Here is a 26381-nt window from a genome sequence, read left to right on the forward strand (position 1 = left end):
CCGGCTTGATGACTCCCTGTCTTGAGCCTCACAGGGCTTTCAGCGCATGAGTTTTGAAGAATAAAATAAAAAGGAGAAATTAGGAATATAATAATGAGAAAACTATTGTCCGCAGCGCTTCTGTTAGGGCTGTCGCTCATTGCTCATGCCGGGGAATACACTCAATATGTCAATACGGCTATCGGCACAGGAGGGCATGGCCACGTCTTCTATGGTGCCAACGTACCTTTTGGCTTGGTACAGCTCGGTCCCACGATGGTGACACGGGGCTGGGACTGGTGCTCAGGTTATCATGTGAGTGATGATGTCATCATCGGTTTTGGGCACACCCATCTCAGCGGCACAGGCATTGGCGACCTCGGTGACATAGGGCTTCTGCCCGTTGTGAATGATCAGGAGTGGTCGACGACGATTGACCGCCGCACCGAACGTTGTGTGCCGGGCTATTACACAGTAGTCACCGGAGACGGTATCCATGCGGAGCTCACCGCCACGGTGCATGCAGGCATGCATCGCTACACCTTTCCACGGGGAATTACCCCGCTCCTCAGACTCGACCTCAAGCAGGGCATCGGCTGGGATAAGATGTACGACAGTCATTTCACGCAACTCTCGCCGACGGCCGTTGCCGGCTATCGCTATTCCACAGGCTGGGCTAAAGACCAGCGGATTTACTTCTATGCCGAGTTCAGCCGCCCCGTTGAGATAGTCCGGCAGGAGGGCGATTCGGTGGCCTACCTGCGTGCAGCCGACGGTAACACTACTGCCGACATCATGGCCAGAGTGGGCATATCAGCTGTATCCATTGATGCTGCCAAAGACAATCTCCACAGCGAGTTACGGGGATGGAACCTTAAAAAGGTCAGCGAAGAAGCCGACCGCGCGTGGGACCGCGAACTGAGTCGCATCCGTATTGAGACTGGCAATGCCGACGACCGAACCATCTTCTACACCGCACTTTACCACACGATGACCGCGCCTTCAGAGATCAGCGACGACGGTACCGCCTCCAGGCGATACACCACCTTCTCGCTATGGGACACCTACCGTGCGCAGATGCCTCTCTTTACCCTTATCCACCGCGACCGTTGTAAGGACATAGGGGATACTTTCATGAGTATTTTTGCCATGCAAGGCTGTTTGCCGGTATGGCATTTATGGAATAATGAGACCGACTGCATGGTAGGCAACCCCGGCGTGCCTGTACTTGCCGACCTCGTGCTCAAGGGGCTTTATCCCGACAAAACGGAAGCTCTGCGTGCTATGGTAGCCACGCAGATGGCCGACGGGCGTGGACTCAGACAGCTCCGTGAGTACGGATACATTCCCTTCGACAAAGATACCACCAACGAGACCGTCGCCAAGGGGCTGGAATATGCGCTTGCCGACTGGAGCGTGGCGCAGGTGGCCAAGCAGTTGGGCAACACCGACCAGTACAGCTATTTCCTCAACCGCAGCAGGAGTTATACCCATTACTTCGACAAGCGTGTGGATTTCATGCGGGGCGTGGACAGTAAAGGTCAGTTCCGCACATCGTTCAATCCCTTCCACAGTGTTCACCGCTTTGACGATTTCACCGAGGGTAATGCCTGGCAATACACGTGGCTCGTGCCGCATGATGTCCATGGACTCGTGGGACTCTTCGGTAGTGAGAAGCGATTTGTGAAGAAACTCGATTCCCTCTTCGTCGTTCACGGCGATCTCGGAAAGGACGCATCGCCCGACATCAGTGGTCTTATCGGCGAATATGCGCATGGCAATGAGCCCAGTCACCACATTATTTATATGTACAACTATGTGGGCGCGCCTGCAAAGGCGGCTCCCTTGTTGCGCCGCGTCTATCGGGAGATGTACCACAACGCTCCCGACGGGCTCAGTGGTAATGAGGATGTGGGCCAGATGTCGGCCTGGTATGTCATCTCTGCCTGTGGACTCTATCAGGTAGAACCTGCGGGAGGCAAGTTCATCATTGGCTCGCCTCTCTTTGGCAAGGCTTCCTTGAGCGTTGGAGATGGCAGGACTTTCACGGTGGTGGCTAAAGACAACAGCGACAAGAATATCTTCATCCAGCGGGCAACTCTTAACGGAAAGCCTTACACCAAGAGCTATATATCTTACAATGACATTGTGAGCGGCGGCACTCTGGAGCTGCAAATGGGACCTAAACCCTCGCGATGGGGCACTGCCAAGACTGACCGGCCGTAAGACAAGACTGTTGATGGCAGCGCCATGAACTTAATGATCATACATATATGAAACCTTATTTACTGATGATAGCAGCTCTTGGTACAACCCTTGCCGCAGGGGCCAGTGAACCTGACTACCGCAATCGGGGTATCGGCCTGTATCCCGGCAGTCCTGCTGAATATACGGCACCGAAGCTGACCACAGACCAGACGTATCGCGACATCGCGCTTCATCGCACCGCTACGGCATCGTCAAGCCTCGACTATAACCTCACGGCGCAACTCGCTACTGACGGTTTGCTCTCAAAAGGTGAACCGGCAACACTCACCGTCACCACCAACAAGGGTGTTGACAACTCGCGTGACCGGCTCAAGGGTATTGATGGCAACTGTGTCACACCTTATTATATTTACGGCCCAAAAGGGTGGCTGGAATATCTCTGGCGGGGTATGACCGTTCACGCCGACACCGTTCGGCTGTGCTTTGAGGCGGCTTACGATGCCCAGTTGCCAGCGGGGTGGCGCATCGATGTGGAAGCCACCACTGACGGGAAGAGGTGGATGGTTGTGGGCCATACGGCAGGGACCGGTCTTCCGGGCTACCAAACTCGGCAAACAGTCTCTACTGACCCTAACAAGCAGACCGGCCTTACCAATCTTCCCCTGCGCCGTGGCATCCTCTCTATCCCGCTCTCACGTAAGGACATGGCATGGCGCGGGCTGAGGCTTCGCTTCACCATGCCCTCGGCTGTGTGGTGGAAGGTGTGCGACTTCGATGAAGGATCGGCAGGCGATGTGCCCGCCACCTTCGATCTTTTCAAGGCTCCTTGGAAACAACGTAATATGTCGTGGCTGCCTGCTGAGCATTTTTACAGTGCCTGGGTAGCCAGTCAGGAGGCTGCCGGTGAGCCGCAATGGCTTCGTGTGGATCTTGGTACGCGTGCCTCTGTCGACCGCCTGCGCATTCATTGGCTCTATGCAGCAAAGGCCGGAGAGGCTCAGGTTTCAGACGATGGTAGCCACTGGCGCACAGTCGCCAAGCTGTCACCGGCGAAGGATGGCAGCATAGTGGAGGTAGCTTGTCAGGCTGAAGCTCGCTATGTCAGGCTCTGGCTCACACAGCCGCAAGGACGTACTTACGGCATAAAAGAAATTGAGGTGCTCGGTCGTGGCGGTGTCGTTGCTCAGCCTGCCAACACACTCGACATGGGGAAAGGCAAGCTATCGCTTAACAGCTGGCAAATAAGGCGCAGCCTGCCCAGTGGTACAGCGCAGCTCCAAGGAGCGTCGCCCTGGATAGAAGCCACTGTGCCCGGTACAGCGCTGACCAGCTATATCAACATTGGAGCGGTGCCTGAGACGACAGTCGCCAATAATATGCGGCAGGTTTCGGAATCGTTTTTCAACGCCGACTTCATTTACCGGACCACGATTCATGTGCATAAAGGCGAGATTAGTAATGGTGAAGGCTGCCTGGCATCGGCCTTGCCACATAAATATCTGTGTTTCGACGGTATCGACTGGCGGACTGTTGTGGAGCTCAACGGGCAGCGGCTGGGCCGCATTGACGGTGCTTTCACCCGTGCCCGCTTCGATATTTCCAAGGTGTTGAAGGAAGGAGACAATGAGCTTGTAGTGCATGTGATGAAGAATGCGCACCCTGGACCCGTAAAAATCAAGAACCAAGAGTCGACCGATCTCAATGGTGGTGTGCTCGGAGCAGACAATCCTACTTTCCATCCTACGATAGGATGGGACTGGATCACCTCTACGCCAGGACGCTGTATGGGTATCTGGAATGATGTCTGGATCACCGCTGATAACGGCGTGAGTCTCTGCGATCCGCTTGTCACCACGGAGCTCGACCTTCCTGATACCTTGGCTACGGTGACGCCTACGGTGAAGGTTGTTTCCACACGTGAGGCTCCATCGCAGCTCCGTCTCAGTGGTTGGATTGGTCCTATCCGCTTCTCACGTGAGATCACGGTTGGGGCAGGGGAGACCCGCGAGGTGAGTTTCTCGCCCGCCGAATACAGCCAACTCGCACGGCAACGGCTGAGGTTGTGGTGGCCTAACGGTTATGGCGAGCCGTGGCTCTATGACGCTGGCTTTGCGTTGACGAGTAGGACTGATACCATTGCCACCATTCATTATAAGACTGGTATACGGCAGATGGGATCCGCGTTGGTTCCATCGCCTGACGGAGACGGTGAACGGCTACAGCTCTTCATCAACGGACAAAGGGTCGATCCGTTGGGTGGAAACTGGGGATTCCCCGAGACCAATCTGCGCTATCGTGGAAGAGAATACGATGCCACAGTGCGCTACCACCGCGAAATGAACATGAACATGATCCGTAACTGGGTGGGACAGACAGGCGATGACGAGTTCTACGATGCTTGTGACAAGTATGGTATCATGGTGTGGCAGGACTTCTGGCTGGCCAATCCATGGGATGGGCCCGACCCTGACGACGAGAAGATGTTCATGCAAAACGCGCGCGATCTCATCTCCAGGATACGACGGCACCCCTCCATCGCCCTCTACTGCGGCCGCAACGAGGGATATCCTCCAGCGACACTGCAATATGCGCTGAAGGTCTCCATTGCCGAGCTTCATCCTCAACTTACTTATATCGGCTCTTCTGCCGACGACGTGGTGAGCGGGCATGGGCCTTATGGCATGAAGCCGACAGCGTGGTATTTCTCCAATATCTCCGCTAAGTTCCACTCTGAAGAGGGCATGCCTAATATCCCTACATGGGAAAGCTTGCACCGGTTCATGAATCCTGACCGCCTCTGGCCACAAGGCGATGCGTGGGGCGAGCACGATTTCTGCATGGAAGGAGCGCCCAAAGGCAAGGACTTCAATGCCATTATGGAGCGTCATTTCGGTGAGCCCGCATCGGCAAAGCAGTTCACAAAGTGGGCGCAATGGCTTAACTATGACGGTCATCGCGCGATGTTCGAGAGCTGGCAGACCAATCGTCAGGGGCTCATCATGTGGATGAGCCACCCCTGTTGGCCAAGTATGGTGTGGCAAACCTACGACTATTACCTTGAGCCTACGGCGGCATACTTCGCCATTAAGAAGGCATGCGAGCCCTTGCATATTCAGTGGAATCCCGCTAAGCGTGAAGTGGAGGTCGTAAACATAAGTCGAGACCTGGGAAAACCGTTGAAAGCTGAAATGCAACTGTTTGATACCGAGGGACGTGTCATCTCTACGCAGGAGACGCAGACACAGCCACAGCGGGACACGACGGTGGCGGTGTTCAGCGATGTGGTCATACCCGACAAAGATGTCTACTTCCTTCGTCTTCGCTTAATTGACGATAATACCATTGTTTCCGACAATTTCTATGTGGAAGGACGTGAGGCTGACAAGCTGCAGGCGCTCACTACGGTTATCGCCAAGGCACAGCTTGCTGTCAGTCAGCGGTTCGTACACGAAGGAAACCAGTGGAAGGGTACGGTCACTGTTAAGAATGATGGCAACTGTCCCGCCCTTTTCATCCGGTTGAATCTCATGGGAAGTGACGGTGAACAAATCCTGCCCGTCATCTACAGCGACAACTATTTTGCGCTCATGCCTGGGGAAAGCAAGAGTATCGGCATCTCGTTCAGCGACGCTGACAGCCGTGGTACAGAGCCCAGAGTAGTGGTCTCGGCGTTCGAACATGGAGTGGAATAGTGCCGCAAGGACAACCTGTTATAAACGTTAAACGGATGAGAAACTTCTTATTCAGGCTGAATTGTTGTGATAATTTGCGTAACTTTGCACTGTTTATTGCAATAACACGTTCTTTTATTTCCATCAAGAGATGAAACAATACCGTTTAGTAGACACAATTCTGGGTTGGGTGGCTTTTGTCATCGCAGCTTTCACCTATGTGTCTACCATTGAACCGACAGCCTCGTTCTGGGACTGCCCCGAGTTTATTACCACAGGCTACAAGTTAGAGATCGGGCATCCGCCAGGGGCACCGTTCTTTATGCTTACCGCTAATCTGTTTTCCCACTTCGCCAGCGACCCTTCTCAAGTGGCGCGAATGGTGAACACTATGTCGGCTCTGCTTTCTGCCGCGACGATTCTCTTCCTTTTTTGGACCATTACGCACCTTGTACGCAAGCTCATTGTAAAGGACTGGGGCGAGCTGACACTTGCCAAGACCATAGCCATAGAGGCTTCTGGCATGGTGGGTGCACTCATTTATACCTGGTCGGATACATTCTGGTTCTCGGCCGTTGAGGGTGAGGTTTACGCTTATTCGTCGGCATTCACGGCTGTCGTGTTTTGGCTTATCCTGAAATGGGAAGACCATGCAGATGAGCCTCACGCGGACCGTTGGCTCGTGCTCATCTTCTATATGACCGGCCTTTCCATCGGCGTACACTTGCTTAACCTGCTGTGTCTGCCTGCCATTGTATTGGTATATTGTTACAAGCGCTTCCCAAATGTCGAGCTGAAAGGATCGCTCATCGCGCTGCTTATCAGTTTCGTCATCCTGGCTGCGGTGCTCTATGGCGTCGTGCCGGGTATCGTGACCGTGGGCGGATGGTTTGAGCTTTTCTTTGTCAATGTGCTTGGGTTGCCGTTCAATACCGGTCTCATTGTCTATATAGCATGTTTGGTGGGTTGCACGATATGGGCGATCTATGAGAGCTTCATGGCACGTAACCGCAAGCTTGAGAATATCTCACTGCTGCTCTCTTTTGCTCTTATCGGCATACCCTTCTATGGTTATGGCTGGTCGGCAGTAGCCATTGGCATCGTTGTGATCGCCCTTGTCGCCTGGTTGCTCAACCGTAAGAAGCTGGTGGATAAGAAGCCCGTTTATCTCGTGACTTCCCGTTTCAAGAACACAGTACTGCTTTGTATGCTCATGTTGATGATAGGCTACTCTTCTTATGCCCTCATTGTCATCCGCTCTGTCGCCAATCCCCCGATGGATCAGAACTCTCCGGAGGATATCTTCACGCTCGGCTCTTATCTCAGCCGCGATCAGTACGGCGACCGTCCGTTGCTTTACGGACAGGCCTACACATCGCAGGTGGCACTGGAGCAGGACGGTGACATGTGCAAGCCCGTTATGAGTACGGGTGCACCCGTGTACAGCCGTAAGGAAAAGTCGTCGAAGAATGAGAAGGACTCCTATTTTGTTGTCACCCACAAGGATAAATATGTCTATGCACAGAACATGATTTTCCCGCGCATGTACGATTCCAGCCACGCCGCCGACTATGAGTCATGGATGGGTGGCGTCAATGGCACGGAGGTGCCTTACGACCGCTGTGGTGAGCAGATGAGTGTAAAGGTGCCATCGCAGATCGACAATATCCGCTTCTTCCTTTCCTATCAGTGCAACTTTATGTACTGGCGTTATTTCATGTGGAACTTCGCAGGAAGGCAGAATGACATCCAGGGACAGGGTGAGCTTGAACATGGCAACTGGATCACCGGCATACCGTTTATTGACAATGTAATGCTTGGCGACCAATCCAAATTGCCTAAGGATCTGCAGGCTTATGATCCTGTAACCAACCCTGGCGGCAACAAAGGCCACAACGTGTTCTACTGTCTGCCGCTCATTCTGGGACTCATCGGCCTCTTCTGGCAGGCTTTCCGTGGCCGTCGTGGCATCCGTCAGTTCTGGGTTGTGTTCTTCCTTTTCTTCATGACAGGGCTGGCTATCGTGGTCTACCTCAATCAGACACCGGTGCAGCCGCGTGAGCGAGACTATGCGTATGCCGGTTCATTCTATGCCTTTGCCATCTGGTGCGGCATTGGCGTGGCAGCTCTTTACGACCTGGTTGGCAAGAAGTTAAAGGTCGATCGTGTGGCTCTTGCAGCTGCCATTGGTGTGCTTTGCCTCTTGGTACCTTTACAGATGGTCTCACAGACGTGGAACGATCACGACCGCTCCGGGCGCTATACTTGTCGCGATTTCGGCCGCAACTATCTCATGTCGTTACAGGATAAAGGCAATCCTATTGTCTTTACCAATGGCGATAACGATACCTTCCCGCTCTGGTATAACCAGGAGACAGAGGGCGTGCGTACTGATGCGCGCGTGTGCAACCTTTCTTACCTACAGACTGACTGGTACATTGACCAGATGAAACGGCCGGCATACAACTCGCCTTCGGTGCCCATCTCATGGCCTCGCCTTGACTATTGCTCCGGTACCAATGAGTATGTAGAGGTGCAGCCGTCGCTCAAACAACAGATTGAGCAGTTCTACAAGCAGAATCCCGCGCAGGCGAGAGCACAGTTCGGCAATGATCCTTTCGAACTGAAGAACATTCTCAAGTACTGGGTGCGGTCTAAGAACTCCGACTTCCATGTCATCCCGACAGACACGGTCTACGTTACCATCGACAAGAATGCCGTACGCCGCAGCGGTATGCTTATGGCGTCTGATTCGATTCCTAACCGCATGGTCATCTCGCTCAAGGGTAAGAATGCCCTTTACAAGAACGATCTGATGATGCTTGAGATGATAGCGCAGTGCAACTGGACGCGTCCGCTTTACGTTGCCATCACTGTGGGCCAGGAGAACTTCATGAATCTCGGCGACAACTTCGTGCAGGAAGGACTTGTGAACCGTATTACGCCGTTCACCACGAATGTAGCAGGCGCGAAGAACTTCGACACGATGAAGACTTACCACAACCTGATGGAGCGTTTCCGCTACGGTGGCCTGAACAAGCCGGGGCTTTATATCGACGAGACTGTCATGCGTATGTGCTATACCCATCGCCGTCTCTTCGCCACCGAGGCGCTGCATCTCATTGCTGAAGGCCATAAGGACCTGGCTCGAAAGGTCCTTGCCAAGGCTGCAAAAGAGCTTCCGACCTACAATGTGCCGATGAACTATATGTCTGGCGGCGCAGACATGGCCAAGGCCTATGCGCTCATCGGCGACAAGGCCAATGCCACGAAGTGTATCAATGCGGTCTATGGCAATGCCGAGCAGTATGTGCAGTACTATCTCAGCCTACAGGGCGTTCGCTTCCAGCAGTCGGCGCGCGACGTGATGCTGAACCTCTCCATCATGGACCAGGCTTCCGATGTTACAAAGCTCTTCAACGCCAAGATGGCTACTAAGCAGAAGCTCCAAATGCAGCTACTCTACCACCGCTATCTCGGACAGGGTGGACAGGTGGAGCAATAATCAACACATAACCCTCAGTAAGGCTTATGGTTATCGAACAACCGGCCAAGTGGTTGCGTTGGTTCTACCCCAAGGCTATATGGCGGATGGACCGGCACGACCACTCGGTTTACCTCACTTTCGACGACGGACCTATCCCGGAGTCAACACCGTTTATCCTCGATACCTTGAAGGAGTTTGGCGTCAAGGCTACTTTCTTCATGGTGGGGGAAAACGTGCTGAGATACCACGATCTCTACAACCGTATTGTGGAGGAAGGGCACCAAGTGGGCAATCATACCTTTCATCATCTCGGGAGCCTGAAGCATATGGCCATCACCTACGGACAGGATGTTGCGATGGCTAACGATCTCATCAAGGCCCATCTTTTCCGCCCTCCTCACGGATGGATGAAGTATTCGGTCTACTGGTGGGTGAACCGATATTACAGAATCGTCATGTGGGATCTTGTTACCCGTGATTATTCCAAGTGGATGACAGCGCAAGGCGTGGTCAACAATGTGAAGCGCTTCGTACGTAACGGTTCCATCATCACCTTCCACGACTCTCTCAAGGCTATCGACAAGTTGCGTACGGCCTTGCCCGAGAGCCTGAAGTGGTTGAAGGAGCAGGGATATGAGTTCAAAACATTTGAATGACTGAAGAGACGGGTACAGAGCCTCAGTGGCTTTCTGCCCTGTTTAACTTTACAAAGCATTTCGATGACAACCGCATCATCTTTAAAAGAAATCATTAAAGCCGGGGCTGCTGACCTCGGCTTTTCTTCTATCGGCTTCGCACGTGCGCTCCCAGTGACGGAGTCGATGCGGGAGCATTACCTTCACTGGCTGTCTGTGGGTGGGCATGCCGATATGCGCTATTTGGAAAACAACCTTGATAAACGGTTCGACCCGCGTCTGCTCATGCCAGGGGTGAAGACCATCGTAGTGGTTGCGCTCAATTATTTTCCTTCTTGCCGTTTGCCGGAAGGGGAGCCGCAGATTGCTGATTATGCGCTCGGCAACGACTATCATGACCTTGTCAAGGCGAAACTGCGGCTTCTGGCGGAGCGTACGGGCTTTCAACTTCTTCAGCGGGATGCCGTTGCAGTTAAGGAAGGCGATCCTCCAGGCTATCGTGCTTTTGTGGATTCAGCTCCGGTGCTGGAGCGCTATTGGGCCGTACAGGCGGGGTTGGGCTGGATAGGCAAGAACCATCAGCTCATCATTCCGCATGCGGGCAGTGAGTTCTTCCTTGGTGAGCTGTTTGTCACAGAGGAGCTTCCGCCTGACAAGCCAATGACCAGTCGCTGTGGAAAGTGTCACCGTTGTGTGGATGCCTGCCCTACACAGGCGTTGTGTCTGCCGGCCCGCCAAGTGGATGGCTATGGTGAGATAACCGGTTTCTCTTCATATCGTTGTTTATCCTATCAGACTATTGAGAATCGCGGGGAGCTCTCGGCTGGCGCGCAGGCTGCCATGGACTGTACCTTTTATGGTTGTGACTGCTGTCAGCGTGCTTGTCCCTGGAATCGCTTCGCTATTCCCACGACGGAGGAGGCTCTGCAGCCTCGCCGTGAGCTGTTGGAGATGACCCGGCAAAAATGGGACAACCTGACGGTGGAGACATATCGCCGCCTCTTTAAGGGCTCGGCCGTCAAGCGTGTCAAATATGAAGGTTTGATGAGAAATATTCGTGCGTTGAAATCTTAGTGTTGGGGAGCTAACCTGATTACACTGTAAAGGCGATGCGTCTACACTGTAAAGGCGATGCGATTACAGTGTAAAGGCAATGCGATTACAGTGTAAAGGCAATGCGATTACAGTGTAAAGGCAATGCGATTACAGTGTAAAGGCAAAGCCTAAAAATCAGAAGGGGTAACCCACGGCAAAATGCAGGCTTTGTGAATCCTTGAAGTGTCCGACATTGTAGAATCCGGTTTTATAGGGGACGTGCAGCCCTATGCCCCAGTCGAGACGTATGACCAGGAAGCCCATGTTGTAGCGCAAGCCTACGCCGGAGCCAAGAGCCATCTCGCGCAGTGCGTTTTTCATCTGGAATTTTCCGCCGGTACGGTAGTCATCTTTCATCTTCCACACGTTGCCCGCATCAAGGAAAAGCGCGCCGTAGAGACTGCCGAAAAGGCGGGGACGGTATTCAAGATTGGCAAGAAACTTGATGTCTCCAGTTTGGTCGAGGTAATAGACATGTGCCGAGGCGGCATTGTGATAGGAGCCAGGACCTATGGTACGCACCGTGAAGGCACGGATGGAGTTAGCACCACCCACATAGAATTGTTCTGAGTATGGAGCGTCGTCAGAGTTGCCGAAGCTCCAGATGATACCGGTATCTATATGTCCCACGAGGGTGGAGTGGGGGGTGATGCGCCACGTCTTCACCAGCTCGGTCTCTACTTTAAAGAACTGTGCGTAAGGGTTGTTGAACAGTTCTTTATTTTGTTCTCCCCATTTGTGGCCGGCAACCATATATCCAAGTGAGAGGATGTTTCCTGATTCTGCCACCGTGGTCTGCCACCACAGCGGGTTGACAAAGTTTTTAGGAGATGTGTAGGTGTAAATGTACTGCATGCGTGGAATGAACTGATTGCGCATGGTGTAGTACAGGTAGGGGTTAGCGTTCAGGATGGAATCGAACTGTCCCGACGACCGCCGCATGTACTCAAAAGAGAAGTTGAGCGGTGAGAACTGATGTCTGCTTTTAGGCGATATCTGTACTTCGTAGGTCCATTCTCCTGAGAAGATATGCCTTGTGAAGAACGATGACCGGCGTATGATGTCGGAAGAGAACTTTAGTTTTGTTGTAGGTTGCGAAAAGTATTGCGTCCGTATGGCGCGTTCTATGAGCTTGTGGCGGACCGCCGATGCCCATGGCATGATGAGTCGTGGAAAGGTGAGCGAGGCGTCGACGCCGTACTCATAGCTGTTGAGTTTTGAGCCTGTGCCCTCGGCCTGGTGCCCTGTTTGCCATTCATAGCTGCCCTTGACATTGATGTCTAACAGTTCGCCGCCATGGAAAGCGTTGCGCTTTGTCAGGCCTACCGTGATGCCGGGGCCGAGCCGGTTGTTGGTCTTGCCAGTCAGATTGCCTTGCACATAGAAGTCGTACGGCTTGTCGAAGAGCAGGTTGAGGTGCAGGTCGAGGGTGTCGGCGCGCCCCGTGGTATCGCGGGGAGTGAAGTTGAAGTCGACAAGCGAGAACATGCTCGTGGCGGCTAACTTACTGGCACTCTCCTGGTGATTGAAGTAACTGTAGAGCGTGCCTGGTATCAATCGCATATTGCTGAGGATGACTCCGGTCTTTACTGGCGGCTTCTTCCCGTTGAAGTGCACAGTGATATCGCGGCGGCTCACGCTGTCAGCGAGTGTGTCGTCGTACCGTTTTCGCATGTTGATATTGATTTTCCCAATGCGCCATTTCCTCGTTGCCATGGCCGGAATGTTGTCTGCTTCCTGGAGGCGCAGCAGTACTTTCCCGGGTACGCTGACGGTATCGGCGAGATAGGAAGCATAGGCCGGCTGATAATAGAAATAGCCGTTGTTTCGGAAAAGGGTGCTGATGCGGGTCCGCTCAGCGTCAAGTGTGGAGACATCGAACGGATCACCGTTGTGGATTTTTGCCTTGTTCTTTGTGTTGCTCAGAAGACTGTCGGCATCAGGAGGGAATCCGATGTAACGCAGGGAGTCAATGGTGAAGAGGTGTCCCATGTTGACCTCATAGCTGACTTTGGCCTCCTTGGGATTGCTCTGTTTCAGGATTTCGTAGCCTACATTGCTATGAAAATAGCCGTGTGCCTGTAGTACGAGCTTGGCCACCTGTGCCCGCAATCCGGGATTAACCCACGACATGAGCACGGGGTTAGTGCCGAAACTCTTGAGCATCCATTTGGCAAAGGGGTCGTTGTTGCCGGTAAAGGCATTCCACACCCACAGCCCCACGGGGAAAGGTGAGCGGATGCCCGAGCCGAAGAGGTTGCCATTGGGAGCCGTGGCAAGGGCCGCATCAACTTCTTCTTTAGTGGAATCGAAGTGGGTATCTTTCTTCTCTGCTGTGTAATGAATGCTTTTCACACCTGTGAAAAGCTGGTCACCCTCAGGAATACTCTTCGTTGAGGAGCACGCTGAGAGGAGCAGCAGAAGGGAGAGAAAGAGGAAATATGTCTTTTTCATGGTCGTTCTTATTCTTTTGCTCCGCCTTCTTTTCTCTTCAAAGTGTCGGGTTCCAGGTCCTTGCTCTCTCTGAAACGGAAGAGATCGCCGAGCGAATTCATCTTCTTTCTCCATAGGAAGCCGCCGCCAAAGCGGGAGACATTGCCTTCCAACCAGTCGTAACTGTCACGGATATAAAAAAGATTGAGATACATGTTGGATACAGGTGACACACGGTATTCCACGGATACGTTATCGAAGAAGGTCTCGTTTTTCATGGCTGCTTCGGGTCCAGAGGAGAGCTTTCCACCAATGCTGAGCTTCAATCGGTTGTTCCAGAAGCGGCGGGCGAACTTAAACGAGTAGTCAGTTTGTAATTGTCCGGTGCTGGTGATGTTGTTGTCCACGCCGAAACCGATGTCAAGGGTGCGTAATGCCTTGCCGGAGATTTGGTTGATCTGTGAGTTGAGGAAGGTGGAGAGTGCCGAGTTCATGGAGAATCCGGTAGTGTTGCCCTCGGCGAGGTACATGCCTGTGGTGAGCATGGCAACAGCCTGCTTGCCACGTTCTTCCGCTGTCATCGACTGCAGTTGGTCGTGGATGGTCATGTCCTCAGGCGCGTCGATGGTAAACTCTAATCCCATATCTTGAAGCGTCTTTGACACTTTCACGCCACAGGTAAAGTCTACAACCCGCCCGTTGCCTGATGTTGTGCCTACGGTTGACTTGGTGGTCTCGGTGGCTGTGATGGACAGTCGTGGGTTCATCGGGTCACCGGTGAACTGGATATAGGACCCCTCGGCGATGGTGAAAGTCTTCAGTGGAATGACGGGCAATTCGTACTTCATCTCGCCGGAGTTAATGGTATATCGCCCACGAAGAAGTACGCCGTCAACGTTATTATACTGCATACGTAATTCCCCGCCACCAATAACATCGACATAGTTAGTCTTCGATGCATTGAGGTAACAGTCCATATGCGCGCCCTCATCAATATTGAGCGAGAGGTCCACATTAAGGCCGGTGAGAGGAGGCTGATTGATTATGTCAGCGGTAGTGTCGGTAAAGTTGGTGAATTCCACAAGATCTTTGAGCTGGTCATCGGTATTGAGCGGTGAGTCCTTGAGGTTGTATTTCACATCGGTTGTGCCGAGCACGTCCACGACACCGCGCACGCGGAGGTTGTCGATGAGCCCTTGCGCTGTGCCGTTAAAGTTGACGTAAGCCTTGCCGTAGGCTTCGGAGCGGGCCGTTTCCTTTGAGTCGATGAGCAGATAGTTGTGGGCACGCATGCGCACGTTGACCATCATCCTTGACAAGTCAGCAAAGTCTATCGTGCCTGAGATATTCAGCGGAGAGCTGTTGTGGGCGAACACCTCGAAATTCTCCAGCACGATATGGCTGTCCTTGATGGCTACAGGGTCGTCGGCAAAACGTACTTCCATGCCATAAGGCTCGGAAAAGAGATAGCAAGAATCAAGGAAAAGTTCCCCGTTGATGTTGGGCTGTGAGGCCGACCCTTTTAGTGTGAGACTTCCTTCGGCGTAGCCTTTGAAGCCGAAGAGGCCGTCGGGCACGAAACCATTAATGAAGTCCAAGGGCATACGCGTCATGTCGAGCGTAGCGTCAAGTACGCCTTTGCCCACGGAGTAGTAGGTACCCTCGAGCGAGCCAAGGTTTTCACCGTCCTTGGTGATGATGCCGTCGACATAGTGTCCACCGCCGGGCCTGGGGATGTAGGTAAATTCCGAGCCTACATTGCCTAACACAGAGCCGTTGTAGGTCATTTTCTCTACATTGACTGACGACGAGACGGTGATATCTTCTTTGGTCTGTGTGAGGTGGAAGTCGCCGTCGAGCACACCGGTGATGTCCGGCGCATACGGGATGACCGCAAGTATTCGCCCGATATCAAGCTTGTGGAGCGATGCGGTGATGTCTTGTAGTGCTCCGGTATTGCTGTCGTCGCTGAAGATTTGTAAGCCGGTGCCGTCGTCGGCTGTGAGCTTCATGTCTGCGCTTACGCGGCGGTCATCGCTCAGAAATACGTAGTTACTGTCGTTGACTGCGAACTCCTTATATCCGAGTATGGGCTTATCGCCGAAGATATGCATACTTATGCCGTGCGGCTCCATCTCTGCCATGAGACTTAGACTGACGCCAAGCCGGCCCTTTGCGTCATAGATACGTGGCTTGACCCAAGTGCCGTGCTCGGTGATGGCGCCGTCGAGGAAAGCGTGGAATGGCAACGAGCTCTTCTCTCCATTGTGCGCTTCGAGGCTGTAGGTCATGTCTTTCTGTGCCGATGAGAGAAGAAGTCTTGCGGTGTCAAGTGCCATGCTGTCCACAACAAGTCCGTAGGCCTGTGCGGTGCCATTGAGACCGCCGGTCGGTGAAGACGTGATGTCCATGTCGATGCTATGAAAGTCGATGCCGTAGTGGTGCAGCACTTGCGCCACGAAGTTGTCCTCGCCGGTCTGCAACTGTAGTTGAAGTTGTGGCAGACGATGGCGAAGGCGCGTCTGGTCAATGTACTTCTCTTTCATCTGCCGCTGCAATTCATTCATAAACGGAGTGACAGCGCGCGTCAGTCGCTCATAACCGCCGGATGCGTGCAGGTTGAGATGGAAGTCGTTGCAGTCGACTACAGCCCGTGTCGTGTCGTAATCGGTAAGCATGTCAAGCACTACGTCATTGGGTCTCAATTGCTTTTTCCCATTGCTCACCGTGATGTCGGAGAGGATTCCTTGTGCTTTGTAGTACTTGTTGAGGTCGGTTGCTATGTCCACTTGTCCGCAGACCGACAGCGTGATGGGCTCGTCGATGAGATGTAGCGCATGGAGATCTACATGAGTAAGGTCTGCCGTGAGGGTTGCTGCACTTGTCCGGTTTTTGCCTATATGCAGTGCGGCGAGCAGTGCGTCAATGCCAAGCTGTCCCTTTAAAGCGCGGTTATTGCAATCAGCATTAGCAATGAGGTGGCCATTGATGAGTTGAGCCGTGAGTTTAATGTTGTCAAGGTTGTATTTATCGTAGCCGAATGCCTTGATATTTGCTTTGGCATGGAGCATCGTGTGGGAAGAGAAGAGGTCGGTTCCACTGCCTTGAGCCGTTACCGTGCCGGTGAAAGGATGGATGGGCTGATGCCTGAGGAAGTGGGCAATAGGCATCCGGCGCGCTTTCAGGTCGGCACGATATGCCATCCGTTTCATATCAAGAGCCACGTTGCCTCCTATCGTGCCGCCGCCCTGTGAGGCCGTAAACCGAGAGGCAATCTTCTCATTGTCATATTTCACATGGCCTTTTAAGCTGATGCCTTGGGGGATGTTGACGTTTGCCGTGACGCTATGGGGAAGCATTGCCTTGACAATGGCGAGGTTTCCGGTATGTGCGTTTACGTCTATGTCGGCGCGCAGACTTCTCAAGTCGGTGACGTTGGCAAGGAATCCGTCGGCATTGACTCGTAAGGTGCCTGGCAGTGCGAGGTACACATTATTTATATGTAGTCTGTGCGGGTTGCCGCTTACTTTTCCGTTGACAACGAGTGGCACGCGCGGCCATTTGGCAGCGACAGTTTCTGGAAGACTCGATGAAGCGAGCGCGAGTAGGTCATCACGTCCTATCGATCCATGGAAGACGGCCGAGAATGCTCCCATGCTGTCAGCCGGAAGATCAGTGGAGAAAGCGTCCATGTCCATGCGGAAGGCGAGTAGAAGATCGCTGGACGGCGTCTTGAGACGTAGCTGAGGCAGGGCGATACTGTTGCTGTCCATGCGGAAAGACCCCTGTAAGCCGGCAATTTGCAGTCCGCTTTTTTCTTGGAAGGCGGCCGAGACGATGTTCAATTTGAGTGTGGGGGCACAGAAACAGAATGAGTCAGCATGGAGTTGCAGGCTGCTTAGGGCAATGTGATTAGGGTCGAATCCGCTTGTCATGACAGGCGTGGGGCGCCTGTCGTAAGCAAGCCATCCACCTCTCCAGTCAAGTTGCCTGACAACGTAAAGGCTCTTGAAAAGATCCAGGTGTACGCCGTTTGCCTTGCCCTTTTCCATGCGAAGGGCCACGTTGATGGTATCGCCAGGCGTGTGAAGGGCAAAGGACGTGCTGTGAATATGGAGGTCATCGAAGTTGATCTTCCAGTAGTTTTTCGATTTTGCCGTATCTTTCTTTGCAGTATCAGAGAGTTCTACAAGCAGGTTGGCATCGCGCAGGAGTGCATGATTGACGTGCACATGCTCTTTTGACAGGTCAATGCCATGTGCTTTTATGTTCAGTTCACCCACCTTTCCACTGATTCGCACGTCGCTGATAAAGTGTGTGGTGTTCACTTTCATGTCGTGCATGGAGAGTTCGTCTACCATTACCTGGTTCTTGAACAGAGGCAACAGCTGCACGTCCGCCACAGTGCGCTTGACAAGCGCCACAGTGTCTGTCTTTCCGCGCAGACTGTCGTTGGGCTCAAAGGCTCTCACGTCTTCCAATGCAAGGTTAAGAGGAAAGGCAAGACGTACACGACCGACGCTGATTTGCATTCCCATCTTCTCCGAGGCCACTTCTGCCGCTTTGCTGACAGCCCAATTCTGAAACGGGGGAAAATAGAAAAGCAACGACAGAACAACAAAGAGCCCTACAGGCACTGCTATGACAATGCCCGCATATTTGAAGACTTTTCTTGCTTTGATAGTTACCGGCGTATGCTTTTCTTCCGCCATGGATGAAGTGCTAATGGTTAATTATCCTGCAAACTTACACATTTTTCTTGAAAACCCGATAGCTCTTCTTGATATTTTTTGTAGTGCTCACCGTGGTCTGAGATGTTTTTTTTAGTAGTTTCCAAATAAAAAGAGGATGCCGCACACAACAATGCGACATCCTCTTCAATATGTATTCTTTCTGTTTTGTATTCTTTCCGGTTTACTTCACCTTCTCAACGATGGCCTTGAAAGCCTCTTCATTGTTCATGGCGAGGTCAGCGAGCACCTTGCGGTTGATCTCAATTCCGGCCTTGTGGAGAGCGCCCATGAGCTGTGAGTAGCTCATCTCATACTGGCGTGCAGCTGCGTTGATACGCTGGATCCAGAGTGCGCGGAAGTTGCGTTTCTTGGTACGGCGGTCGCGGTAAGCATAGGTAAGACCCTTCTCATAGGTGTTCTTGGCAACGGTCCACACATTCTTGCGGGCGCCGAAGTAACCCTTGGTCTTCTTCAGTATTCTTGTTCTCTTGGCTTTAGAAGCTACGTGATTTACTGATCTTGGCATAATTTTTCTTCTTTAAATCGTTCGACTAAGTTTTCTTTTAACACGCCTGTTATAAGTTAACGAAGGTTCAGCAAGTCGCGTACCTGCTTGAGGTTGGTGCGGTCTACGAGTGTCTGGTGATCCAGATTACGTTTCTGCTTCTTCGTCTTCTTAGTCAAGATGTGACTGTGATAAGCGTGATGACGCTTGATCTTACCTGTACCGGTGAATGAGAATCTCTTCTTTGCGCCGGAGTTTGTCTTTACTTTTGGCATTTTTATGGTTTGTTTATTTGTTATGAATAAAAGGTGGCAACGCATATACCAGGCGGGGCCACACAGTATTTCTTATTTATCGCCAAGCTTATTGAGCAGCTCTTCCGCTCCCTTGGCATTTCCGAGCAACCCTCTCTTTTGGGCATCTTGCTGGGCCTGAATTTGCTGTTGCTCTTTGACCTCGGCCTCTTTGGCCAGGCGGTCACGCTTCTGCTGGCTCTGCTTGGCCACGCCAGCTTTCTTAGGTGCGAGGAAGAGGAACATCTTCTTGCCTTCAAGCTTTGGCATCTGCTCTACCTTGGCCCACTCTTCCAAATCGTTGGCAAAACGGAGAAGGAGTACTTCACCCTGATCCTTGAACAGAATGCTTCGGCCGCGGAAAAAGACGTAGGCGCGCACCTTGTTGCCTTCCTCAAGAAACTCCTTGGCGTGCTTGAGCTTGAACTGGTAATCGTGGTCATCGGTCTGAGGTCCAAAACGGATCTCCTTGACTTCCACTTTAACCTGCTTTTGCTTCATCTCCTTCTGGCGCTTCTTCTGCTGGTAGAGGAACTTGCTATAGTCGATGATCCGACAAACAGGTGGCTGGGCGTTGGGAGAGATCTCGACGAGGTCGAGCTCTTGCTGGCGGGCCATATCCAAAGCCTTGCGCGTTGGCATCACCTCGGAGCCGCCATCACTTACCACACGAACTTCCCGTACATGAATCTGTCCATTGATACGGTACTGATCTTTCAAATTGTCTTTCTTCATCCAACTATTTTAAAGTTCATTGTTGCGTCTGGGCACAATAGCCCCCAAACAGCGTGCAAAGTTACGCATTTTTAGTCAATTGACAAATCTTTTCTCGCTTTTTCTTGATAAAAAAACATGGAATAGTTAATAAGATAAATATTTTTAAAAAACTTCGCTTTTACTTTGCGGTGTGCATAAACGTTTGTAACTTTACCGCATAAATAAAACCACCTGAGGGCGTTGCTGTTGCTTTTGGCCTAAGAGTGAGTCAATGATCCGCTTGCTCATTCATCATATACTTTGATACTATAAACTCATAAACTATAAACTAAACTTATGAAAGAGACTTGTCTTCATTCCCGTCATGTGGCCTTAGGGGCATTGATGCAACCTTTTGCGGGCTTTGACATGCCTATCCAGTACACATCTATTATAGAGGAGCACAACGCTGTGCGCCATCACTGCGGCGTGTTCGACGTCTCGCACATGGGCGAGGTGTTCGTTTCCGGCAAGGATGCCGAGCGCTTCGTGAACCATATCTTCACCAACGATGTCTCTCAGGTCGGTCCGGGCAAGGTGCTCTACGGCATGATGTGTTATCCCGACGGCGGTACGGTCGACGACACTTGCATCTGCAAGCTTGCCGATAATCACTTTCTGCTCACCATCAATGCCGCTAACATCGACAAGGATGACGAGTGGATAGGCAGCCAGACAGACGGTTTCGATATTCAGGTTGACTATGCCAGCGACCGTTATGGCCAACTTGCCATACAGGGACCTGAGAGCGAGAAAATCGTGGAGACGGTCTTGGGCATTCCCTGCCACGAGCTCAACTTTTATGAAGTGAAGGCCGTGGGCGACAGTCTTATCTCCCGCACCGGTTATACGGGCGAGGACGGCTTTGAGGTCTATGGCAGCCACGACTGGATCACCGGCTGCTGGGACAAGCTCATGGAGGCTCATGTAACGCCTTGCGGGTTGGGCTGTCGTGACACATTGCGCTTCGAAGTAGGCCTTCCGCTCTATGGCGACGAGTTGTCAAAGGATATCTCTCCAGTTATGGCGGGTCTGTCGATGTTCGTAAAGTTTGACAAGCCTGAGTTCATTGGCAAGGAAGCATTGCTCAAGCAGAAGACCGAGGGAGTGGCGCGCCGCCTGCGCGGCATTGAGCTTGACGCCCTTGCCGTGCCCCGTCATGGCTACACTGTGCTGAAAGACGGGCAGCCCGTGGGCGAGGTGACAACGGGCTACCGCCTCATCTCCGTCGACAAGAGCTGTGCGGTGGCACTCGTGGACAGTGCGCTCAAGCTCGGCGACCGCGTGGAGATCCAGATTCGGAAAAAGACTTTCCCCGGCACCATTGTGAAGAAGAAATTCTACGACAAGCATTACAAGAAATAGCATGCGCGCCGCAGGGCTTCTCCCTTTACGCTGTAATCGCATCGCCTTTACAGTGTAATCGCATTGCCTTTACGCTGTAATCGCATTGCCTTTACAGTGTAATCGCATCGCCTTTACGCCGTAATCGGAAAACGAGAAAACACAAACAACAACAACCATTTAAAAACCAATTTCGATTATGTCAGAAGTGAAACAGGGACTCTACTACACAGAGTCGCACGAGTATGTACGCGTAGACGGCGACTACGGCTACGTGGGTATTACCGATTATGCACAGCAGCAGCTTGGCAACATCGTGTATGTGGATATGCCTGAGGTTGACGACGAGATCGCTGCCGGCGAGGAGTTCGGTGCCGTGGAGAGCGTCAAGGCCGCCTCAGATCTCAATTCTCCCGTCACTGGTGTGGTGGAAGAGGTCAACGAGGCTCTGGAGGATGCACCCGATCTCATCAACAAGGACGCTTATGGCAACTGGATCATGAAGGTCAAACTCTCCGATAAGTCTGAGCTTGACGGTCTGATGGATGCCGCCGCATACGATAAATATTGCCAAAGCCTATGAATTTCAAGTTTTTTCCCCATACTGCTGACGACATCGCCACGATGCTCGGCCGTTGTGGCGTGAAGGGCATCGACGATCTCTACGCTGATGTGCCCGAGGAAGTGCGCCTTCAAGGCGACTACGACCTGCCGGAGGCGATGAGCGAGGTGGAGCTGCGCGCGTGGTTCGATTGCTTGGGCAAGAAGAACCGGCTGCTCACTTGCTTTGCAGGTGCGGGCGTTTACGACCACTATGTGCCGGCTGTCGTGCCTTTCGTCTGTGCGCGGTCCGAGTATCTGACAAGCTACACGCCTTACCAGGCTGAGGTGTCGCAGGGCACGTTGCACTATATTTTCGAGTACCAGTCGATGATGGCCGAGCTCACAGGCATGGAGGTGAGCAACGCTTCAATGTATGATGGCACCACGGCCACGGCCGAGGCTGCCATGATGGCTGTCGCTGCTGCCCGTAAGGCCAACCGTGTGCTTGTCTCGGCCACGGTGGACAAGAAGACGCTCTCTGTGGTGCAGACCTACGCCCACGTGCACGGCTTTGAGGTCGGAATCATTGCCGGGGACCAGGGTGTGACCTGTGCCGACGACCTCCGTGAGATGGTAGAGCAGGGCGGTGTGGCCGGTGTCATCGTGCAGCAGCCCAACCGCTACGGCATCGTGGAGGACTTCACGAGTTTTGCCGACACTTGCCACCAGGCCAAGGCGCTCTTCATCGTCAACAGTGTGGCGGCGGATCTCGCCCTGCTCAAGACGCCGGGGGAGTGGGGCGCTGACGTGGCCGTGGGAGAGGCGCAGAGCCTCGGTATCCCCATGTCGTATGGAGGACCCTATCTCGGCTATATGTGTACCACGGAGAAATTGGTGCGCAAGATGCCCGGACGCATTGTCGGGCAGACTGTCGACAGCGAGGGCCGGCGCGCTTTCGTGCTGACGCTACAGGCCCGCGAACAGCACATCCGGCGACAAAAAGCCACGTCGAACATCTGCTCCAATGAGTCGCTGCTCGCGCTCTGGGTCACCATCTATATGAGTATCATGGGTAAGGAAGGGCTCAAGGAGGCGGCACAGCGCTCGTTTGACGGTGCCCATCAGTTGCATGACGCTCTCATCGCCACGGGAAAGTTCACGGAGTTGTACGACCGTCCGTTCTTCAACGAGTTCTGTCTCAGCTATAAAGGCGACGTGCCGGCACTGCTGAAGAAGCTTGCCGACAACGGCATTCTCGGCGGTGTGGACATGGGCAACAATGTCATCATGATTGCTGTCACCGAGCAGCGCTCAGCCGAAGAGCTCAATCAATATGTTGGTCTGGTGTAACCTTTTATAAAAATTTGCAATTATGAACAACAAATTATACGGCAATCTCATCTTTGAGCTTTCCAAGCCAGGGCGTCGCGCTTACTCGTTGCCGAGGACCGGCTTCCGTCACTACGATGTACCCGCTGATGAGCGGCGTGCCACGGACGCGGCCCTGCCCGAGTGTGATGAGATGACGGTTGCCCGTCATTATACCAACCATAGCGGCAACAACTTCGGCGTGCTCAACGGTTTCTATCCGTTAGGCTCGTGTACCATGAAGTACAATCCGCCTATTAACGAAGAGATTGCGGCAATGCCCGCCTTTACCCAACTCCATCCTATGCAGCCCGACACGACGGTGCAGGGAGCCATGGAGGCTGAGTGGGAGCTGCGTCATGACCTTGCAGCCATCACCGGTATGGCCGATTTCACGCTCAATCCATGTGCCGGCGCGCACGGTGAGCTTACAGGATTGATGATCATCCGTGCTTACCACGAAGACCGCGATGACACGGCACGCCGCAAGGTTATTGTGCCTGATTCGGCCCACGGCACCAATCCCGCCTCTGCCGCGGTATGTGGACTGGAGGTCGTGGAGGTGAAGAGCACTGCCGACGGGCGTGTCGACGTGGAGGATCTCAAGCCTCTTCTCGGACCCGACGTGGCGGCGATGATGATGACTAATCCCAATACACTCGGACTTTTCGAGCATGACATTCCGAAAATAGCGCAGTTGGTGCATGGCTGTGGTGCCTTGCTGTACTATGATGGCGCCAACCTCAACCCGCTGCTTGGCATCTGCCGGCCGGGCGACATGGGCTTCGACGTGATGCACGTCAACCTGCATAAGACCTTCTCCACACCGCATGGCGGTGGCGGTCCTGGCTCGGGTCCCGTCGGGGTGCGCAAGGGATTGGAGAAATATCTGCCCTATCCGCGTGTGGAGCGCGAAGGCAACGCGTTCATCATGAACCGCGGCCATGATGCCGCCTCATCGTCGCCTACAGCCCATGAGATTCATGTGGGTGCCTTTACGGGCAACTTCGCCATTCTGTTGCGCGCTTTGGCCTATATCCGTACGCTTGGCAAGGAGTACATCAAGCAGGTGGGACCGCTCGCCACGCTCAATGCCAACTACGTGAAGGAGAGCCTGAAGGACGATTTCGTGTTGCCGATCGCAGGACCGTGCAAGCATGAGTTCGTGTTCAACGGATTGAAGGATAATCCCACGGATGTGACGACGCTCGATGTTGCCAAACGCCTGCTCGACTACGGTTACCATGCGCCGACCATCTATTTCCCGCTGCTCTTCCATGAGGCCATGATGATAGAGCCCACCGAGAACGAGAGTCTGGAGACCCTCGATGAGTTTATCGGCGTGATGCGCAAAATCGCTAAGGAAGCGAAAGAAAATCCCGATGCCGTGAAGAGCGCACCACACAACACGCCCATCACGCGTGTTGACGACGTGTTTGCCGCTCGACATCCGGTGCTCACCTATGCGCAATCGGTTGCTAATCCGCAAAAAGACTGACGACGATGGCACAATCTCTGATGATCATCGGCTGTGGCCCGGGTGGCTATGCCACAGCTGAATATGCCGCTAAGCAGGGGCTTCGCGTCACCGTTTTTGAGAAAGCGGAGGCGGGAGGCACTTGTCTTAACCGCGGCTGCATCCCCACCAAGGTCTATTGTCATGCTGCCGGACTTGTGCTCGACAATGCCAATGCCTCAGGATGGGGGCTCTGGCCGTCGCCGTCGCAGCCCGGTGTGGACTTCGGAAGGCTGCATGAGCACAAGGAAGCCGTTGTGGCGCAGCTCCGCCAAGGTGTGGAGACGCTCATGGCGCAGCCCGGTATTGAGCTCGTGCGCGGCGCGGCACGGCTGAAAGACGACCATACTGTGGTTTGCAACGGTACCGACTACACCGCCGACCATATCCTCATCGCGACGGGATCGCATCCTGTTATGCCGCGTGTAGAGGGTATCGACAATGCCCGGGTAGTCGACTCTACGGGACTTCTCGCTCTCAACACCCTGCCTAAACGCCTCGTTATCATTGGAGCAGGCGTTATTGGCATGGAGATGGCGTCGGCCTTCAGTGCTTTCGGCACTGAGGTCACAGTCGTGGAGTTCCTCAAAGAGTGCCTGCCTATGGCCGACAGCGACCTTGCCAAGCGGCTGAGGAGGAGCCTGGAGAAGCGTGGGGTGAAGTTCTACCTGCAAGCTGCAGCCAAGTCCGTTAGCACGGAAGGAGTGTCTGCGCCCGACAGTGCCGCACTGACCTTTACGCAAAAAGGTAAGGACTTCACTGTGGAGGGCGACATCATCCTTGCGGCAACAGGACGTGGCCCCAACACCGAGGAACTGGGACTGGAGGCTGCAGGCATCGACTTTGACCGTCATGGCATTAAGGTCAACGATTGTTTTGAGACGTCTGTGAAAGGCGTATTCGCTATCGGTGACGTGAATGGCCGCATGCAGCTCGCCCATGCCGCAGAGGCACAGGGCCGCGTTGTTGTTGACGCCATTGCGGGTCGTGAGAACCATATGAAGATGTCGTTGGTGCCTTGGGCGGTGTTCACTACGCCCGAACTGGCGGGTACGGGGCCCACGGAGGACGTGCTGAAGGCCACAATGACCGGTGAAGACCGGCCGCAGGTCGTGAAATCGTACTATCGTGCCAACGGCAAGGCGGTGACGATGGACGCTACCGATGGACTCGTGAAGGTGATTGCAGCCCCCGACGGCCGCCTTCTCGCCTGCCATATCCTCGGTGCTCATGCTGCAGATCTGGTGCAGGAGGTGAGTGCGCTCATCTCAGTGGGCGCGACACTGCGTGATCTTGACGCCGTCATCCATATCCATCCCACACTTCAGGAATTGCTTTAACATCGGCCGTCATGTCTTCAGGGCATGGCGGCTTTCTATTCAATCGTATTATTATAATTATTTAATCGTATTATTATAATAATGAGAAGCCTTTCATTATTCTCTTATTAGCTACTATCCACAGGTTTGTTTGTCGCCCAGAATACTTGGCATATCTATCAGAACCTTTATGTCCAACAAGCCCGGTGTTGCCTTCCTCGACATGGAATCGTGGGGTAAGGATATCGTGTTTGTCAATGGCGTCACCCCCGGACGTTACTGAAAGGTGGAGTCACAGCAGGCGCTCTATCTCCATGGTTGTGATCTCAAGACGGGCGAGAGCCATGTATTGGCCCAAAAAGGCAGAGAGTGGTGTAGGCCAAATGAATGGTGGCCAATCGTGTCGCTTTTTTTATGTTGTTTTTACAATTATGTATTACGCTTCCATTCAAGAATGTATCCCTTTATTAAATTACTAAAAGGAGAATGAATGGAA

At 53.2% G+C, this 26381-nt stretch carries 15 protein-coding genes; 10 read left to right on the forward strand and 5 right to left on the reverse strand.

Annotated features, from left to right (window positions below; genetic code table 11):
• Window positions 1-93: 93 nt before the first annotated feature.
• The 5 genes from PREMU_RS12965 (at window position 94) to queG (ending at window position 11054) form a co-directional block, all read left to right on the forward strand.
• Window positions 94-2205, forward strand: coding sequence for a GH92 family glycosyl hydrolase (locus PREMU_RS12965; protein ID WP_007575966.1), 2112 nt, complete (start codon window positions 94-96; stop codon window positions 2203-2205).
• 47 nt (window positions 2206-2252) lie between these two features.
• Window positions 2253-5879, forward strand: coding sequence for a glycosyl hydrolase 2 galactose-binding domain-containing protein (locus tag PREMU_RS12970; RefSeq protein ID WP_007575967.1), 3627 nt, complete (start codon window positions 2253-2255; stop codon window positions 5877-5879).
• A gap of 130 nt (window positions 5880-6009) precedes the next feature.
• Entirely contained in the window at window positions 6010-9363 is a 3354-nt protein-coding gene (locus PREMU_RS12975; RefSeq protein ID WP_007575969.1) for a glycosyltransferase family 117 protein, read from the forward strand.
• Between the two features lie 26 nt (window positions 9364-9389).
• Window positions 9390-10001 (forward strand): polysaccharide deacetylase family protein, encoded by a 612-nt coding sequence (locus PREMU_RS12980; RefSeq protein WP_007575970.1) that lies wholly within the window; start codon window positions 9390-9392, stop codon window positions 9999-10001.
• A gap of 63 nt (window positions 10002-10064) precedes the next feature.
• Complete coding sequence (queG, locus tag PREMU_RS12985; protein WP_007575973.1) at window positions 10065-11054, forward strand: tRNA epoxyqueuosine(34) reductase QueG; 990 nt, start codon at window positions 10065-10067, stop codon at window positions 11052-11054.
• A gap of 156 nt (window positions 11055-11210) precedes the next feature.
• Here queG and tamL read toward each other — a convergent pair whose 3' ends face one another.
• From tamL to infC, 5 genes are all read right to left on the reverse strand, one after another.
• Window positions 11211-13529: a translocation and assembly module lipoprotein TamL gene (tamL, locus tag PREMU_RS12990; protein ID WP_007575975.1), complete on the reverse strand. Its 2319-nt coding sequence runs from the start codon at window positions 13527-13529 to the stop codon at window positions 11211-11213.
• 8 nt (window positions 13530-13537) lie between these two features.
• On the reverse strand, window positions 13538-18220 hold the full coding sequence (locus tag PREMU_RS12995) for a translocation/assembly module TamB domain-containing protein (RefSeq protein ID WP_007575978.1): 4683 nt from the start codon (window positions 18218-18220) through the stop codon (window positions 13538-13540).
• Between the two features lie 202 nt (window positions 18221-18422).
• The gene (rplT, locus tag PREMU_RS13000) at window positions 18423-18767 is read right to left on the reverse strand and encodes a 50S ribosomal protein L20 (protein WP_007575980.1); all 345 of its coding nucleotides are present in this window, start codon (window positions 18765-18767) and stop codon (window positions 18423-18425) included.
• Between the two features lie 56 nt (window positions 18768-18823).
• The gene (gene rpmI / locus PREMU_RS13005; protein ID WP_007575982.1) at window positions 18824-19021 is read right to left on the reverse strand and encodes a 50S ribosomal protein L35; all 198 of its coding nucleotides are present in this window, start codon (window positions 19019-19021) and stop codon (window positions 18824-18826) included.
• A gap of 72 nt (window positions 19022-19093) precedes the next feature.
• Window positions 19094-19774 carry a translation initiation factor IF-3 gene (infC, locus tag PREMU_RS13010; protein ID WP_007575984.1) on the reverse strand — a complete coding sequence of 227 codons (681 nt, stop codon included), beginning with the start codon at window positions 19772-19774 and terminating at the stop codon, window positions 19094-19096.
• A 318-nt stretch (window positions 19775-20092) separates the two neighbouring features.
• Between infC and gcvT the strand changes: the two genes are divergently transcribed.
• The 5 genes from gcvT (at window position 20093) to lpdA (ending at window position 25906) form a co-directional block, all read left to right on the forward strand.
• Complete coding sequence (gene gcvT / locus PREMU_RS13015) at window positions 20093-21160, forward strand: glycine cleavage system aminomethyltransferase GcvT (protein WP_007575987.1); 1068 nt, start codon at window positions 20093-20095, stop codon at window positions 21158-21160.
• A 178-nt stretch (window positions 21161-21338) separates the two neighbouring features.
• Window positions 21339-21722: a glycine cleavage system protein GcvH gene (gene gcvH / locus PREMU_RS13020; RefSeq protein WP_007575989.1), complete on the forward strand. Its 384-nt coding sequence runs from the start codon at window positions 21339-21341 to the stop codon at window positions 21720-21722.
• Window positions 21719-23032 carry an aminomethyl-transferring glycine dehydrogenase subunit GcvPA gene (gene gcvPA / locus PREMU_RS13025; protein ID WP_007575991.1) on the forward strand — a complete coding sequence of 438 codons (1314 nt, stop codon included), beginning with the start codon at window positions 21719-21721 and terminating at the stop codon, window positions 23030-23032. The genes gcvH and gcvPA overlap by 4 nt, the downstream gene beginning before the upstream one ends.
• 22 nt (window positions 23033-23054) lie before the next feature.
• Window positions 23055-24548, forward strand: coding sequence for an aminomethyl-transferring glycine dehydrogenase subunit GcvPB (gene gcvPB / locus PREMU_RS13030; RefSeq protein ID WP_007575993.1), 1494 nt, complete (start codon window positions 23055-23057; stop codon window positions 24546-24548).
• A gap of 5 nt (window positions 24549-24553) precedes the next feature.
• Window positions 24554-25906, forward strand: a complete 1353-nt coding sequence (lpdA, locus tag PREMU_RS13035; RefSeq protein WP_007575995.1) for a dihydrolipoyl dehydrogenase — start codon at window positions 24554-24556, stop codon at window positions 25904-25906.
• Window positions 25907-26381: the final 475 nt, after the last annotated feature.

Source organism: Hallella multisaccharivorax DSM 17128 (assembly GCF_000218235.1).
GTDB classification, from domain to species: Bacteria; Bacteroidota; Bacteroidia; order Bacteroidales; family Bacteroidaceae; genus Prevotella; species Prevotella multisaccharivorax.

Excerpts from the sequence above, each read along its gene's own strand:
- tamL (WP_007575975.1), bottom strand. The coding sequence starts at position 13,529 with ATGAAAAAGACATATTTCCTCTTTCTCTCCCTTCTGCTGCTCCTCTCA.
- PREMU_RS12970 (WP_007575967.1), top strand. The coding sequence starts at position 2,253 with ATGAAACCTTATTTACTGATGATAGCAGCTCTTGGTACAACCCTTGCC.
- rpmI (WP_007575982.1), bottom strand. The coding sequence starts at position 19,021 with ATGCCAAAAGTAAAGACAAACTCCGGCGCAAAGAAGAGATTCTCATTC.
- rplT (WP_007575980.1), bottom strand. The coding sequence starts at position 18,767 with ATGCCAAGATCAGTAAATCACGTAGCTTCTAAAGCCAAGAGAACAAGA.
- PREMU_RS12975 (WP_007575969.1), top strand. The coding sequence starts at position 6,010 with ATGAAACAATACCGTTTAGTAGACACAATTCTGGGTTGGGTGGCTTTT.
- infC (WP_007575984.1), bottom strand. The coding sequence starts at position 19,774 with ATGAAGAAAGACAATTTGAAAGATCAGTACCGTATCAATGGACAGATT.
- PREMU_RS12980 (WP_007575970.1), top strand. The coding sequence starts at position 9,390 with ATGGTTATCGAACAACCGGCCAAGTGGTTGCGTTGGTTCTACCCCAAG.
- PREMU_RS12995 (WP_007575978.1), bottom strand. The coding sequence starts at position 18,220 with ATGGCGGAAGAAAAGCATACGCCGGTAACTATCAAAGCAAGAAAAGTC.
- PREMU_RS12965 (WP_007575966.1), top strand. The coding sequence starts at position 94 with ATGAGAAAACTATTGTCCGCAGCGCTTCTGTTAGGGCTGTCGCTCATT.
- gcvPA (WP_007575991.1), top strand. The coding sequence starts at position 21,719 with ATGAATTTCAAGTTTTTTCCCCATACTGCTGACGACATCGCCACGATG.
- gcvH (WP_007575989.1), top strand. The coding sequence starts at position 21,339 with ATGTCAGAAGTGAAACAGGGACTCTACTACACAGAGTCGCACGAGTAT.
- lpdA (WP_007575995.1), top strand. The coding sequence starts at position 24,554 with ATGGCACAATCTCTGATGATCATCGGCTGTGGCCCGGGTGGCTATGCC.
- gcvT (WP_007575987.1), top strand. The coding sequence starts at position 20,093 with ATGAAAGAGACTTGTCTTCATTCCCGTCATGTGGCCTTAGGGGCATTG.
- queG (WP_007575973.1), top strand. The coding sequence starts at position 10,065 with ATGACAACCGCATCATCTTTAAAAGAAATCATTAAAGCCGGGGCTGCT.
- gcvPB (WP_007575993.1), top strand. The coding sequence starts at position 23,055 with ATGAACAACAAATTATACGGCAATCTCATCTTTGAGCTTTCCAAGCCA.